The 14,217-nt window shown below is 66.6% G+C and carries 9 protein-coding genes; 1 reads left to right on the top strand and 8 read right to left on the bottom strand.

Features of this window, described 5'->3' with window-relative positions; genetic code table 11:
- Positions 1 to 3: 3 nt before the first annotated feature.
- The 8 genes from addA to PP1Y_RS20645 form a co-directional block, all read right to left on the bottom strand.
- Positions 4 to 3,504, bottom strand: a complete 3,501-nt coding sequence (gene addA / locus PP1Y_RS20610; RefSeq protein WP_013833930.1) for a double-strand break repair helicase AddA — start codon at positions 3,502 to 3,504, stop codon at positions 4 to 6.
- Positions 3,501 to 6,497, bottom strand: coding sequence for a PD-(D/E)XK nuclease family protein (locus PP1Y_RS20615; protein WP_041559049.1), 2,997 nt, complete (start codon positions 6,495 to 6,497; stop codon positions 3,501 to 3,503). The genes addA and PP1Y_RS20615 overlap by 4 nt, the downstream gene beginning before the upstream one ends.
- Entirely contained in the window at positions 6,490 to 7,215 is a 726-nt protein-coding gene (locus tag PP1Y_RS20620; RefSeq protein WP_007014892.1) for a nucleotidyltransferase family protein, read from the bottom strand. The genes PP1Y_RS20615 and PP1Y_RS20620 overlap by 8 nt, the downstream gene beginning before the upstream one ends.
- Positions 7,212 to 8,207 (bottom strand): aminoglycoside phosphotransferase family protein, encoded by a 996-nt coding sequence (locus PP1Y_RS20625; protein WP_041559050.1) that lies wholly within the window; start codon positions 8,205 to 8,207, stop codon positions 7,212 to 7,214. The genes PP1Y_RS20620 and PP1Y_RS20625 overlap by 4 nt, the downstream gene beginning before the upstream one ends.
- Positions 8,204 to 8,650 (bottom strand): tRNA (adenosine(37)-N6)-threonylcarbamoyltransferase complex ATPase subunit type 1 TsaE, encoded by a 447-nt coding sequence (gene tsaE / locus PP1Y_RS20630; protein ID WP_007014890.1) that lies wholly within the window; start codon positions 8,648 to 8,650, stop codon positions 8,204 to 8,206. The genes PP1Y_RS20625 and tsaE overlap by 4 nt, the downstream gene beginning before the upstream one ends.
- Positions 8,647 to 11,001 carry a PAS domain-containing sensor histidine kinase gene (locus PP1Y_RS20635; protein WP_013833933.1) on the bottom strand — a complete coding sequence of 785 codons (2,355 nt, stop codon included), beginning with the start codon at positions 10,999 to 11,001 and terminating at the stop codon, positions 8,647 to 8,649. Before PP1Y_RS20635 ends, tsaE begins: the two co-directional genes overlap by 4 nt.
- A 189-nt stretch (positions 11,002 to 11,190) precedes the next feature.
- The gene (gene ahcY, locus PP1Y_RS20640) at positions 11,191 to 12,678 is read right to left on the bottom strand and encodes an adenosylhomocysteinase (protein ID WP_007014888.1); all 1,488 of its coding nucleotides are present in this window, start codon (positions 12,676 to 12,678) and stop codon (positions 11,191 to 11,193) included.
- A gap of 175 nt (positions 12,679 to 12,853) precedes the next feature.
- Positions 12,854 to 13,384 carry a hypothetical protein gene (locus PP1Y_RS20645; RefSeq protein ID WP_013833934.1) on the bottom strand — a complete coding sequence of 177 codons (531 nt, stop codon included), beginning with the start codon at positions 13,382 to 13,384 and terminating at the stop codon, positions 12,854 to 12,856.
- 179 nt (positions 13,385 to 13,563) lie between these two features.
- Here PP1Y_RS20645 and PP1Y_RS20650 point away from each other — a divergent pair, with 179 nt between their 5' ends.
- Positions 13,564 to 14,043: a peroxiredoxin gene (locus tag PP1Y_RS20650; RefSeq protein ID WP_013833935.1), complete on the top strand. Its 480-nt coding sequence runs from the start codon at positions 13,564 to 13,566 to the stop codon at positions 14,041 to 14,043.
- The last annotated feature ends 174 nt before the right edge of the window (positions 14,044 to 14,217 follow it).

A 14,217-nucleotide genomic window follows, 5' to 3' on the forward strand; every position in this document is an offset into this window, starting at 1 on the left:
GCTTTACTCGGGTGGCAAGAAGTCCGGCTTGTGCGCTGCAAGGATCTCGGCAGGCACGGTGATGAGCCGCGGGGCGGTGGTGTAGAGCAACGCCACTTCCACAGCGCGGCCCGGAAGGGCCACTTCGAGCGCGGCTGCGTAGGCAGCCATCTGACGCAAGTTGCCCTTGGGTACGCCCTCCAGCGATTCGGGCGGCCGGCGCGACGTCTTGTAGTCGACGAGGCGCACGCGCTCGGGCTCGACGACCAGCCGGTCGATGGTGCCCGCCACGACCTGCCCACCGACGATGGCGGCCACCGGTACTTCGGCAAGGCTCCCCTCGGCGAACAGCGGTGCCCAGTCCGGATTGGCAAGAACCCCCAGGGCATCGCCCAGCATCGCCTCGCGCTGCGTCTCTTCCAGATCGGCAGCATTGCGCGCAAGCCAGGCGCGCCCCGCCGCTTCGCGCTCGGCCAGCGCCACTTCGGGCAGGCGCTCTAGCAGCTTGTGGACCAGCGTACCGCGCCGCGCGGCATCGCGGCCCGCTCCGGGCGGGAACGGCGGATCGGGCGCTTCCTCCTCGCCCAGGGCCGAAGGCGCGAGCGGCCTTGGCGGACGCGGTTCGGCAGGCGGCGCGCGGTCCAGCCAGACCGGCAGCGGCTCGGGCAAGGGCAACTCGACCGGGCCGGTTTCTGGCGCGACGGGCTCCGGCAGCTCGCCCCATTCGCAGCGCGCACCCCAGACCGGATCGACGACTTCGGCTTCGGGCGGAAAAAGATCGCGCAGGCGCGCGTACCAGCTCTTGGGCGCAGGCACGCCCTTGTCGCTCTTGCCCAGCGCGCCGCCGACGAACAGCGCTTCTTCCGCGCGGGTCATCGCGACGTAGAGCAGGCGCCAGTGCTCCTGCTCGTCCGCCGCACGGTTGGTCTCGATATCGTCCCTGATCCGCCCAATCTTCTTTGCCGCCGAGGGGATAGGGGGAAGCGGGATCTTGCGATGCTCATCGCGCGGGTCGGGCAGATCGAGGCCGCGGTCGCGGCTGCGCTCGGGATTGCCGGTCGCATCGGCGAGAATGACAATAGGCGCCTGCAGGCCTTTCGAGCCGTGGACCGTCATCACCCGGACAAGCCCGGCGGCGCTGTCCGCCTCGCGCTTCAGTTCGCCGTCACCGGCATCGAACCAGGCAAGGAAACCTGCAAGGCTTGGCGTGTCGGTGGCAACATAGGCCTGCGCGGCGTTGAGCAGTTCGTCGATGGGATCGTTGGCCTCGCTGCCGAGCCGGGCGACCAGCTTGCGCCGGGCCTGCCACGGCCCCACCAGAAGCCAGTGCAGCAATTGCTGCGGTGGTTCGAAGTCGGCCAGTGCCAGCAGCGCGCCCAATTGCTGCAGCACGGCAGCGACTTGCGGATCCGAGCTGGCGCGTAGATGCGACCAGAGACGCGTGTGCTTGTCCCGGTAGCCGTGGCGCAGCAATTGCTCCTGGCTCCAACCCACCAGCGGCGAAACGAGCAGGCTGGCGAGGTTGAGATCGTCGAACGGCTGGACCGCGAAGCGCAGCGCGGCGACGAGATCCTTTACCGCCAGCGGCGCGCCGAGCCGGAGGCGGTCGACACCGGCAACGGGCACGCCTGCAGCATGAAGCCGCCCGACGATCAGCCCGGCAAGTTCCTTGCGCTGGCGCACCAGCACCATGATGTCCCCGGCATGGGCGCGGCGCGGCTTGCCTTTCTGCAAGGTGAAGCCCGGAGCCATCGGATCGAGCCATACCCTCACCTGCCGGGCGATGCCTTCGGCCATCTGGCGGTCGGGCTTGGAAAGCCAACCCTCCTGCCCTTCATCCTCACCCTCGTCGCGCGGGTCATCGTCATCGTCGCCGACCGCCGCGCCAACCGGCTTCCATAGGGCGACGTATCCGGGCCGGTCCTGCCCGTCATGGCGCTCGGGCGCATCGGCGAGACCGAAATTGGCATGGCCGATCCCGCCGATCGCATCGTCGACGAAATCGAGGACTTTCTGCGCAGTGCGAAAACTGCGGTCGAGGCCAAGTTCGAGCAGGCTGCGCGGACGGAAATTGCTGCGCAGCAATTCTGCATTCTGCGCCGCCTCGTTCATCTTTGCGCGCACTTTCTCAGCGGCGCGGCGGAAGTTCTCGGGGCTCGTGCCCTGGAAGCGGAAGATCGCCTGCTTGTAATCGCCCACAACGAAGAGCGTACGCATCAGGTCGCCATGCTGGCCAAGGCCGGCCCAGAACTCCTCGGCCATGGCAAGGATGATGTCCCATTGCGCGGCATTGGTATCCTGCGCCTCGTCGACGAGAATGTGGTCGAAGCGGCGGTCGAGCTTGTAGCGGATCCAGTCCGCCTGCGACTGGTTGCGCAGCAGATCGGCCGCGCGGCGGATCTGGTCGTCGAAGTCGATCAGGCCCTCGCGCTGCTTGGCTTCGTCCCATGCGAGAGCAAAGGTCCGGCCCAGCCGCAGCGCGGGGACCAGTCGCTCGGTCAGTTCCAGCAATGCCTTGGCCTCGCGCACCCGGGCGATGCTCTCCTGCACGCGCAGTACGTAACCCTCGTAATCGGGATCGCGTTTGAGAATATTCGTCAGTTGCTTGGGCGCATCGGTCGTCTTGGTGAACAGCCCGAAATAAAGATCGTCGATGGTCGCGGCGCGCTTCTCCGGCGAAGCGGAGAGCCACACGACCGAGGCTTCGGCGCCTTCTCGCCCGGCTTTCGTGTCCCAGTCTGCCAACGTCTCGCAGCATCGGCGCAGAGAGCGCACGTCGAAGCGCTCGTCGCTGCACAGATCTGCCAGATAGACCTCGTCGGCATCGCTCGGCAGGCCCAGCAATCGCAGCACGTTCTCGCGCATCGGTTCCTGCCAGCCGCCGGGACCGAACCACGCCTCACGCGCCGAGGCGCAGCGCAGCAGGAAAGCCTCGACCGCATCGGGTCCGTGCCTCAGCGAGAGGTCGCTGATGGCGCGCAGTAATTGCGGATCGCCCCGGGGCTCGCTCTGGGCCGAGACCAGCAGGTCGGCCAGAACCTGCCGCGCAAGCAGCACGCGCTCGCGGTCTTCCATCGGCCGCGATCCCGGGATCAGCTGCGCTTCGAGCGGGAACGTCGCCAGCAGCCACTGCGAAAAGGCGTGGATCGTATCGATGCGCAGGCCGCCGCCGGGACAGTCGAGCACGGCGGCAAACAGTGTGCGTGCGCGTGCCATGGTTTCGCCATCGGCCTTGGCGCCGATGGCATCGAGCCTGGCGAAAAGCTGCGTATCCTCAAGCCGCACCCATTCGGCGAGAGTGCCGTTGATGCGCGCCGCCATCTCGGTTGCGCCAGCCTTGGTGAAAGTCAGGCACAGGATCTGCGAAGGATCCACGCCCGGCTGCAGCAGCAGGCGCAGCACGCGCGAAGACAGAACCTGCGTTTTGCCGGTTCCGGCCGAAGCGGAGAGCCACACGGTCTCTTCGGGATCGACCGCGCGCATCTGATTGCCGTGAAGGGGATGGACGGTGGCCGGACCGCTCATGCCGCGTCCTCCCCGCTGCCGCCGAGCGTGGTGATCCACTCGTCCAGGCGCATCAGTTGGTCGTAATCGGCATAGCTTGCCAGTTCGGGATTGAGCCGCGCGGTAAAGGGCTCGGTGCCCAGGATCCACTTGTCGAGCGCATCGTTGAGGAAAGCCTCGGTCTCGTCCAGGAACTCTTCGCGCAGGACCATCTTCTCCTGCTTCTTCGGATCGTCGGTGACCGGTTCAACCGCATAGCCAAAGTCGTCGGTGCGCGGCTTCTTGGCGAGCGACCAATACTCGAAACCGCTGGCTTCGCCCTCGACGCCCTTGAAACCGCCTTGTTCGGCGATCATCGCGATCAGGCCGAGCTGCAGCGCAAAGCCTTCCTTGACCTGCAGCGGCCGGGGCGGGCCTCCGGACTTGTAGTCGACAACCGCAAGCGTGCCGTCCGCCTTGCGGTCGATACGGTCGGCGCGGCCATGGATGCGTACATCGCGGTACCGCATGTCGCCCCAGGCCTCGACGCACAGCACTTCGCGGCCCTGCCCCTTCTGGTCGGCAATCATTGCATCGAACGTATCGAGCGCCGCGGCCAGACGCGGCCACCACAGCGCCCGCATCAGCGGGTGCGCATTCGCTTCGTCGAGCACCTGTTCGGCTATGGCGTGCAGACCGCCCCTGGGCTCGCCCGACTTGTGCCACAGTTCGAGGATCCTGTGCGCAATCTCGCCCTTCCAGGCTGCGCTCGGTTCAGCATCGAGCGCATCGAGCGTGCGCAGGCCGAGGATCGAGCTGGCATAGAACTGATAGGGATCGCCGCGCAGGCGATCGAGGCCGGTGACCGAGATGTCGACTTTGCGCTGTTCGGCATCGGGCATCGGCTGGGGCCGCGGATGGGGCGCCACCTTCGCCGCCTCGTCAAGCCTGCGCGCCAGTCGCAGCGCCTCGCTTTCCACATGGCGCGCGGCCTGATCGCCGAGCATCGCCTTCACGCGCAATACGAAGCGGGAAGGAATGACCGGACCGCCTTCGTCGCGCTGCGCCCAGCTCAGCACCACTTCGGGCGCGCCCAGTGCTGCAGCAAGGTCATGCGCGGCAAGGCCGATGCGGAAATCGCCTCCCGGCACGCCCAGCGCGCGCAGAACGGCAGGGGGCAACAGCGAATCCTGCGAAGGCGACGCAGGCCAGGTACCCTCCACCAGTCCGCCGCAGATGACCAGATCGGCACGGCTCATGCGCGCTTCGAGCAGGCCGTAGATCGATACGCGCGGATGCCCGCCCCAGGGCGGACGCACCGAGACGCGGTCCATCGCATCGCGCAGCACCGCATGCAGTTCGCGCGGATCGAGGACAGTGCCCGCCGCGCTCGCCGCGCCGCGCAATTCCTCAACGAACGCGCTGAGGGCGCGGCCGTCCGGCCCGATCCACAAGGCATCCCCGCAAAGTGTCTCGGCAATTTCGCTGAAGGCGCCGAGCAGGACTTCAAGCGGCTCTGCCTCGCCAAAGGCGAACAGCGGCGCCAACATGTCCGCAACCGATGCCCACCACTCGCCGAGCCTGGCTTCTTCGGCAAGCACGGCGATGGGCGCCAGCCCCGCTCCCGGTCGCGGACCGCGCAAGGCGAGGTCGAGCCTGCGGGCATTTTCCAGCCAGCGCGCGCGCCCTTCCCCCGACCCGGCCAATGGATGCGTCAGCAGGGCGATGAGCGGCACCGGCGCGCCCTGTTCGGCGACCAGTTCGGCCAGTAGGAGCAGCAGCCGTCCCGCAGCGGTCTGTGGCAAGGGCCGTCCGGCGGTATCGTCTGCCTCGATCCCCCAGCGTTCCAGATGCGCAACGACCCGCCCGGCAAGGCCGCGGTTGGGCGTGATCAGCGCGACGCGGCGTTCGGGCGTTTCCAGCGCCTCGCGGATCATCACCGCAATTGCCTGCGCCTCTTCGCCCGGATGTGCGCTTTCCATGAGCCGCACGCCGGAGAGGCGGCGCTTTTCAGCGGGCAGATCGACCCAGACGGAGGAGGCGCGCGGCGGCAGGAACAGGTTGGAAATGACCTTGCTGCGCTCCGGCGGTGCGGCGCCGTGGCCCGAACGGTGCCAGGGCTGCACTTCGCCGCGCGCAATGCCCATGCGGTTGAGCAGCAATTTGAGGTGATATTGCGGATGGGTTACCGCATCGCTGCGACCGAAGGGGGGATCGTCCGGCTCCACCGGATTTCCAGCCGTGCCCAGTTCGTCCCAGACGCCAGCATCCAGCGCCAGATCGAGGTCGGGCAGGATCACCGAACCGCCGGGCAGTTCGCTCACCACGCGCAGCATCTTCGCCAGCGCCGGAGAGGCGCTGGTAACACCGGCGGCAACGATCGGATGCTGCGGCGGTTCGGCGCGCCAACGCTTCGCGGCATGTTCAAACAGGCGGTTGCGGCGTTCGGGCGCGTCGATCTGCCCCCGTTCGGCCAGTTCGGCGATCCAGTGTTGCTGCACTTTCAGGAAAGCGCGGGTATTGTCCGTCCAGTGCCCGGCAAGATCTCCGACGATGCCGATGACCCGCTCCGCCATCAGGTCGATCGGCGCGATCCCCTCGACCAGCAGCCGGTCCATGGTGCTGCCCAGTTCCCACGCGCGGCGCAGGAGGGCCGCGCCCTTTCCTGCCTCGTCGCCCTCGACTTCCCGCAGGTAATGGGCAAGGCGCAGCCAGCGCCGCATCGGATCGGCAGCCGGCGGAATGTCGGCAGCGCCCAGCGGATCGAGCAACGGGCCGAGCGTCTCGTCGAGATCGAGGTCACCTGCCACGGCCATGCGCGGCAGCAGCATGCCAGGCGTCTCGCTCTCACCCGAATGGCGCACGAACGCCTCGGTGACGGTGCGCACCGCACGGCGGCTGGGCAGGAGCAGCGTCAGCCGGGCAAGGCCGAGCTCCCCTTGCGCATAGCGCGGCACGAGGCCGGCCACGAGGGCATCGGCAAACCCGCGGTGCGCAGCAATCGAGTAAACGCGCGGCCCGGCCCGATCAGGCACGGGGCAGCCATGCCTCGGTGGGCTTGATGGCGCCCGGATCACCGACTTCGAACCACAGGCCGGTATGCGAAATGCCGTAGAGTCGGCCTTCCTCGATCGCGCGGGACCACAGGACATTGGTCGAGAACGGACCTTCGGGCGCATCGCGCAGCAACCGGTGCGACACGATCTGGATGCCGGTGTAGATGAACGGCGCGACCCGCCCCTTGCCGCGGCGGCTAACCTTGCCCGCCGGATCGAGGTGGAAGTCCCCCTCCCCGCGGTAGTTCAGCGCACGCGGGTGCGGCACCAGCAGCAGCAGCGCGTCCATCCGTTCAGGATCCCACGCCTGCGAAAGCTCGGCGAAAACGTCGCTGGGCCCGTCGAGCCAGATGTTGTCGCTGTTGAGGCAGAAGAACGGATCGGGCAGCATCGGCGCGGCCTTGACCATGCCGCCGCCGGTTTCCAGCAGCACCTCGCGCTCGTCCGAGATCGTGACTGCTGGCCCCGTCTTGCGCACCTTCATGTGGCCTTCGAGCGCATCGGCAAGATAGTGGACGTTGACGACCGCCTTGGCGACGCCCGCGTTTTCGAGCTTTTCCAGCGCATGATCGATCAGCGCCTTGCCGCCGACGCGCACCAGCGGCTTGGGCTGCGAGGCGGTGAGCGGGCGCATGCGCTTGCCCAGCCCGGCGGCCAGGATCATCGCCGTGTCGCTTGCGAGGGGTTTGCCGCTCATAGCTCGAACTTGCCTCCACCGGCCTGCCGCACATCAGCCGGAATATTCGCATCGAACCAATGCGCCACCGGAGCGAGGGCAGGATGCGCAAGGTCGCGCTCCAGCAGTGCCCAGACGCGCGGAATCATGTCGAGGTAACGCGGCTTGCCGTCACGCTTCCACAAGCGCACGAAAATGCCGACGATCTTGGTGTTGCGCTGCGCGCCAAGCCTTGCGTAGTCGGCGAGGAAAGTGTCGGCATCCACGCCGCTCGCCTGTGTGTAATGGTCGAACATCTGCGCTTCCAGCTCGGCCGGGACATCGCGGCGCGCGTCCTGCAGCAACGAGACGAGGTCATAGGCGGGATGGCCGACCAGCGCGTCCTGGAAGTCGAGCAGCCCCTGCTTTTCCAGCGCGCCCAGAAGCATGATGTTTTCCGCGTGATAGTCGCGCAGCACGGTCACGCCCGGATGCTGGCGCGGGAGCATGCTGCCCAGCGCCGCATTCCAGGCGGCGACGAAGCCGGGCACGTCGACCTTGAGGCCCCGCGCCGCGCAGTACCAGTCGACGAAAAGCCGCGCCTCGCGCTGGTATTCGCTCATCGAGTACTCGAGAAACGGCCCCGGCGGCAGGCGGTGCAGCTTCACCAGCGCATCGACGGCACCCTTGTAGGTATCGGTCTCGTCCGCGGGCCACTGGTCAAGGTAGTCGCGCATGCGCGCCTCGCCGAAGTCCTCGATCAGGACGAGACCGCGTTCAGCCTCCTCGGCGAGGATTCGCGGCGCGCGCATGTCATTGGCATTGAGCCAGTGCGCGGCGCGCAGGAACGGCCCCGGATCCTCGTTGGGCGGCGGAGCGTCCATCAGCATCGCCGTCTCGTCGCCCCGGCGAATGCGGAAATAGCGGCGAAACGAGGCGTCGCCCGGTAGCGGCTCGACTTGCGAGCCGGCCCAGCCGGCAGTTTCAAGGAAGGAATCGAGGCCCGCAGGCAGCATCACGGCAGTGTCCGTCATATCGGCATTCGCCCTAGCCAATCCCCCCCCGCCTCGACAATGGCGATCCGCCCCTCATCCGCAATTTCCAGCGTGATGGAGAGGCAGCCCGGCTCATGCGCGAAGCCACCGGCGTGATCGGGCCACTCCGCGATCATGGCAGCACCCTCGCGGTAGTCGTCCAGGCCGATTTCCTCAGCCTCGGACGGATGCGCGAGGCGGTAGAAGTCGGCATGGACGAGCGGCAGGCGCACGAGGGGCGGTTCGTAAAGCTCGACAATGGCGAAACTGGGCGACGGCACCTCGCCCAGGTGCCCGAGGCCGGCGATCACTGCCCGGGCCAGTGTCGTTTTGCCGGCGCCCAGACCGCCTTCGAGCGCCACGACATCGCCCACCTGCAACTTCGCGGCAATGGCGCGGCCCAACCGCTCCATCGCGGCGAGATCGGGCAGATCTATCCTCATGGCAGTTCGACGATGGCGCTGGTGCCCCGGCCCGGCTCGGATTCGAGATTGAGCGATCCGCCATGCGCCTCGACCAGTTGCCGGGCGAGCGGGAGCCCCAGACCCTGGCGCCGTTCGACGCTCTTGCCGTCGGCGCTGACCTTCATCCCGTCCAGAGCGCGCGTCAGACTGCGGCTGTCGAGGCCCGATCCCTTGTCCTGAACGAGGATCTGCGCGACTTCGCCTTGCGGTGTCTTGCGCGAGGCGACCTGCACGAGAATCCGCTGCCCGCGCCTGGAAGCGGCGATGGCGTTGTCCACCAGATGGCCGATGGCACGGCCCAGCCGCTTGCGGTCGCCAGTAATCGGGCGCGGCAGCCCCTTGGCCTGCAGGTCCAGCTCAAGTCCCGCCTTTTCCAGCCGCCCGGCGCGCTCTTCCACCACGCTGCGCACGAAGGGCATGAGTTCGATCTCTTCCTTCTTGAGCGGCAGCATCCCGGCCTCGCTCTGCGAGAGATCGAGGAGGCTCTCGATATGTTCGCCCAGCTGGTCGACCGAGGCGAGAATGTCGGAGACATATTCGCGTCCGCTGTCGCTAAGATCGCCGCCGAGGCCCGCCTGCAGCAATTCGGCAAAGCCGCCGATGGAGGTGAGCGGCGTGCGCAGTTCGTAGCTCATGTTGGCAAGGAAGCGCGTCTTGATCGCATCGGCTTCCATCAGCGCCGCATTGCTTTCGCGCAGGGCGTCTTCGGCCTTTTGCGAATCGGTGATGTCGAGCACGGCGAGAAGGCCGTTGCCGTCGGGCAGCGGAACGCCTGCAAATTCCAGGATACGCCCGTCGGCCAGGGTGATCCGGCCACCTTTCTGGGTGCGATCGAGCGTGGCCGCGCGCACGACATTGCCGACAAGTTCGGCTTCCGCCCCGCGCTTGAGGCGCGATGCGATCTTCTTGAGCAGTGCCTCGACATGCGGGTGGGTGTCGAGAAAATCGCTGTCGAGTCCCCAGTCGGCCGCGAAACGGCGGTTCCAGATCTGCATGCGGCCGTCGGGCGCGAAGACAGCAATCGATTCGAAGAGGCTGTCGAACGTCGCCGTGCGGGTGCGCAGCAGGGTGTCCCGCACGGCCGACAGGCGCAATTGTTCGGTACGGTCTTCGACAATGAGCAGCAGGCCGCCGTCCGGGTCAGGCTGGGCGACAATGCGCAGATGGGTGCCATCGGCCAGCGACCAGGCCTCCTCCTGCGTGTCGCCCGAGGCGAACCACGCTGCGCGTTCGCGCCGCCAGACCGGAAAGTCGCGCACTTCGGGAACACGACCGACATCGCGCGCCGCGTCGAGCAGGCGCTCGAAGGCAGGCGGGTCCTGCATCATCCTGGCGGAGAACTTGAACAGGCGCTGGAATGGCTGGTTGGCGAACGAGAGGCGCCGCTTGGCATCGAACTGCGCCACACCGGCCGAAAGCTGGTCGAGCATGGAGCGCTGGGCATCGCGGAAGGCGCGGAACGAGCGCGACATTTCCTCGAGATCCTCGATGTCGACGGCATAGCCGGCAACGCCGTCGTTCCCGAGCGGCAAGTCGCTGACGCGCAGCGCCCGCCGCTGGCCATTGATCGTGGCCGAAACGATGCGCTCGATCGGCGCGCCCTTCTCCCGCGCGGCCTGCGCCACGTGCGCAGGCGTATGGCCGTCAACCGTCTCGACCAGTTCGACGCCGGCCGCCACGACCGCTTCGGCGCTTTGACCGCCGACAGCCGCGACATAAGCCGAATTGACCAGCTGCAACTCGCCGTCGGGGCGGCGGAACCACATCGGCATGGGCGCGGCCTCGATCAGCGAGACGAGCGCGGTGAAGTCCCCTCTCGCCCGGGCCGCTTCCTCGCGCAGGCGAGCCAGTTCGCTTTCGCTGTCGGAAAAGTCGAAGACCCAGACGAGCGCGGCGCCGCCGGGCGAGACCTGCGGATCGGCGAGATGCCCGCGCAGCGCCAGGCTGCGGGTGGAATTGCGCGGGGTGGCGACCAGGCGGAAAGGCGCGGCCGTCTTCTGGCAGCGGCGCACCGCTTCGGTCAGCTCCGCCAGCTTCTCGGCAGGCAGGCCCCGTTCGGCGGTATCGAGTTCGGACAGGAACTGCGGCACGCCGTCGAGCCCGAGCCACTGCGCCAGGCGCGGACTCGCCTCGATCCGCCCGTCGGAACGTACGAGCAGGGGAATCGCTGGCGATTCCTCCACCATGCGGGCAAGCCTGCGCGCCGAGCGCAGCGCCCCTTCCGCCCGCTTCTGGCGCGTGCGCGCCGAGAGGATCGCCCAGGCTGCTCCCAGCGTCCACGCCGCGAGCAGCAATCCGATCAGCAGTGTTACGAGGCGCTCCTGGTCCATCGCAGATGGCTATGGTGTGCCTTGCCCGTGATGACAATGGGTTGGTTGCGCTGCAATGGACGCAATCCCCCATCCGCGCGCCTCCGTTCGGCAGCGCGCAACCAAAAAATCCGGCACCTGCCTGGGCAAGTACCGGATCTCGGGCACCGCCGGCCTCACTGCAGGAGCAAGGCCGGGATGAAATGCCGATCAGTAGCGGTAGTGGTCCGGCTTGAACGGGCCTTCCTGCGGCACGCCGATGTAGTCGGCCTGGCGCTTGGAAAGCTTGGTCAGCTTCACGCCGAGCTTCTCGAGGTGCAGCGCGGCGACCTTTTCGTCGAGGTGCTTGGGCAGGACATAGACGCGGTTCTCGTAGTCGTCAGACTTCGCGAAGAGTTCGATCTGCGCAAGCACCTGGTTGGTGAAGCTGGAAGACATCACGAAGCTGGGGTGGCCGGTGGCGCAGCCCAGGTTCACCAGGCGCCCCTTGGCAAGAACGAGGATCTGCTTGCCGTCCGGGAAAGTCACCAGGTCGGTGCCCGGCTTCACTTCATGCCAGTTGTAATTGTCGAGCGCCGAAATCTGGATCTCGGAATCGAAGTGGCCGATGTTGCAGACGATGGCCTTGTCCTTCATCGCCTCCATGTGGGCGCCGGTGATCACGCCTTCGTTGCCGGTGGCGGTGACGAAGATGTCGCAGCGCTTCACGGCTTCTTCCATGGTGACGACTTCATAGCCTTCCATGGCCGCCTGCAGGGCGCAGATCGGGTCGATCTCGGTGACCATGACGCGCGCGCCGCCGTTCCGCAGCGATGCGGCCGAACCCTTGCCGACATCGCCGAAACCGGCAACGCAGGCGACCTTGCCGGCAAGCATGACGTCGGTCGCGCGGCGGATTGCGTCAACCAGCGATTCGCGGCAGCCGTACAGATTGTCGAACTTCGACTTGGTGACAGAATCGTTCACGTTGATCGCCGGGAACGGCAGCTTGCCGTCCTTGGCGAGGTGGTAGAGACGATGAACGCCGGTTGTGGTCTCTTCCGAAACGCCCTTGATCGCGTTGACAGTGCGCGACAGGAAGCCCGGCTTCGCCTTGAGGAAGGCGTTAAGTGCGCGCACGAACTCGATTTCCTCGGCGTTCGAGGGTTCGAAAAGCGGCTCACCGGCTTCAACGCGCGCGCCCCACAGCGCGAACATGGTGGCATCGCCGCCATCGTCGAGGATCATGTTACAGGTGAGATCGGGATTGCCCTCGCTCGACCAGTCGAAGATGCGGCCGACATAGTCCCAGTAATCGGCAAGGCTCTCACCCTTGATGGCATAGACCGGGATGCCCTGCGCGGCGATTGCGGCGGCGGCGTGGTCCTGGGTCGAGAAGATGTTGCAGGTGGCCCAGCGCACTTCGGCGCCCAGCGCGACCAGCGTCTCGATCAGCACCGCAGTCTGGATCGTCATGTGCAGCGAGCCAGTGATACGCGCGCCCTTGAGCGGCTTGCTCTCGCCGAATTCCTCGCGCAGGGCCATGAGGCCCGGCATCTCGGTTTCTGCGATCGCGATCTCGGTGCGGCCATATTCGGCAAGGCCGATGTCGGCGATGGCGTAATCGTGTGCGGCGGTCTGGGCGGTGGCCACGGACAGGTACTCCTGAAACGGTTCGGTTAGGTTCGACGGGGTGCCGCGCGCCTGTCCCTTGGGCATGCAGATGCAGCAACCTGAATGCGGCGTACCTACCGTTTCAGTCAGCGAGAAGCAAATATAAAGATATCTTTATATGGCCGCGTGAGTGGAGCCATTTCCTCCCGCGGCCATAGGGCCGCCGCTTTCGCGCTAGCCCCCGCTCATGCGCGGGCGGCGGGAAATCGACGATTGGAGTCTAGCGAGTGGCCAGCGCCAGCAAGGGAGCCGGCTGGCGCGAGAGCAGTTGCCCGGCCGCTTCGACCAGGGTTTCTCGGCCCTGGACCCTGACCAGACTGCGCGTCACGTCCTTGAGTTCGGCGCACGTCAGCCAGGGATGGCCGCCGCCGTACTCATTGGCCATGACCACGCTCATGCGATCGAGTGCCCGGTTCGCGCCCTTCGCCCCGTAGCGCCGCGCGAGGTCGGTCTTGAGGTCGTTGCTGGCCTCGTTCAGTTCGCTCAAGTGGTGCCGCGTGAAGTCCCCGTAATCGGCGGTGAAGTTGTCAGCGGTTGTCCGGCAGCGCAGGCCGGTGACCATCAGCATGATGTCAAGCCGGCGCAACTTCTCCGCACTGCCGTCATTGCCCGCCGCATTCGCAGGCATCGGCAAGCCGATGCAGATCGCGACGATGATGCCGACCAGCGATGCCCATAACAGCCGCCGTTCGCCGCTCGCAAAGCGATCTGACTTGCGCGTTGCCCCGAATATGTTCTCTAAAGTGCCCATTGTCTCAGTCCCCCCCGCAGGCCGAGTCCTGCATGAGACCGAGGATCACCCCGGGCGTTTACCGAGGATTGAACGGTCACCGTAAATCGAAATTTACCACGCAGAGGCGTTGCCGGAATGCCGCAGCACCCTATATCTCGCCACGTTGCGATTCACTTGCAGAATAAAGGATGCATTCCATGACCATCGCCGTTGGAGACAAGCTGCCTGACGTCAAGCTGATCAAGGCTGGCGAAAGCGGACCCGAACCGGTCCAGACCGCCGACTACTTCGCCGGCAAGAAGGTCGCGCTGTTCTCGGTTCCCGGTGCCTTCACCCCGACCTGCTCGGCCAAGCACCTGCCGGGCTTCGTCGAGAAGGCCGCAGACCTCAAGGCCAAGGGCGTCGACGAGATCGTCTGCACTGCCGTCAACGACGCCTTCGTGATGGGCGCGTGGGGCAAGGCCGCCGGTTCCGACGACGTCACCATGCTGGCTGACGGCAACGGCGACTTCGCCAAGGCCGTGGACCTGGTCATGGACGGTTCCGGCTTCGGCCTGGGCAGCCGCGGCCAGCGCTTCTCGATGGTCGTCAACGACGGCGTCGTCGAACAGCTCAACGTCGAGGCACCCGGCACGTTCGAGGTCAGCTCGGCCGAATACATGCTCGGCAAGCTCTGAAACTTTCAGAGCGATTGACGCGATCGGGGCGGCCTTCGGCAGACGAAGGCCGCCCTTTTTCGTATGTCTCACAGGTATCACCGCATGATCCGCCACGGATCACCAGCGCGTCTCGCCCAGCAGATTGGGCCGCAGTCGCCTTGCCCTGCGCCTCTCGTCCAACTAGCTAACCGG

Origin of the sequence: Novosphingobium sp. PP1Y (genome assembly GCF_000253255.1) — a bacterium.
Classification (GTDB): domain Bacteria; phylum Pseudomonadota; class Alphaproteobacteria; order Sphingomonadales; family Sphingomonadaceae; genus Novosphingobium.

Bases quoted from the DNA above. Each gene is read 5' to 3' on its own strand.
- tsaE (WP_007014890.1), bottom strand. From the start codon at position 8,650: ATGAGGATAGATCTGCCCGATCTCGCCGCGATGGAGCGGTTGGGCCGC.
- PP1Y_RS20650 (WP_013833935.1), top strand. From the start codon at position 13,564: ATGACCATCGCCGTTGGAGACAAGCTGCCTGACGTCAAGCTGATCAAG.
- PP1Y_RS20625 (WP_041559050.1), bottom strand. From the start codon at position 8,207: ATGACGGACACTGCCGTGATGCTGCCTGCGGGCCTCGATTCCTTCCTT.
- addA (WP_013833930.1), bottom strand. From the start codon at position 3,504: ATGAGCGGTCCGGCCACCGTCCATCCCCTTCACGGCAATCAGATGCGC.
- ahcY (WP_007014888.1), bottom strand. From the start codon at position 12,678: ATGCCCAAGGGACAGGCGCGCGGCACCCCGTCGAACCTAACCGAACCG.
- PP1Y_RS20645 (WP_013833934.1), bottom strand. From the start codon at position 13,384: ATGGGCACTTTAGAGAACATATTCGGGGCAACGCGCAAGTCAGATCGC.
- PP1Y_RS20620 (WP_007014892.1), bottom strand. From the start codon at position 7,215: ATGAGCGGCAAACCCCTCGCAAGCGACACGGCGATGATCCTGGCCGCC.
- PP1Y_RS20635 (WP_013833933.1), bottom strand. From the start codon at position 11,001: ATGGACCAGGAGCGCCTCGTAACACTGCTGATCGGATTGCTGCTCGCG.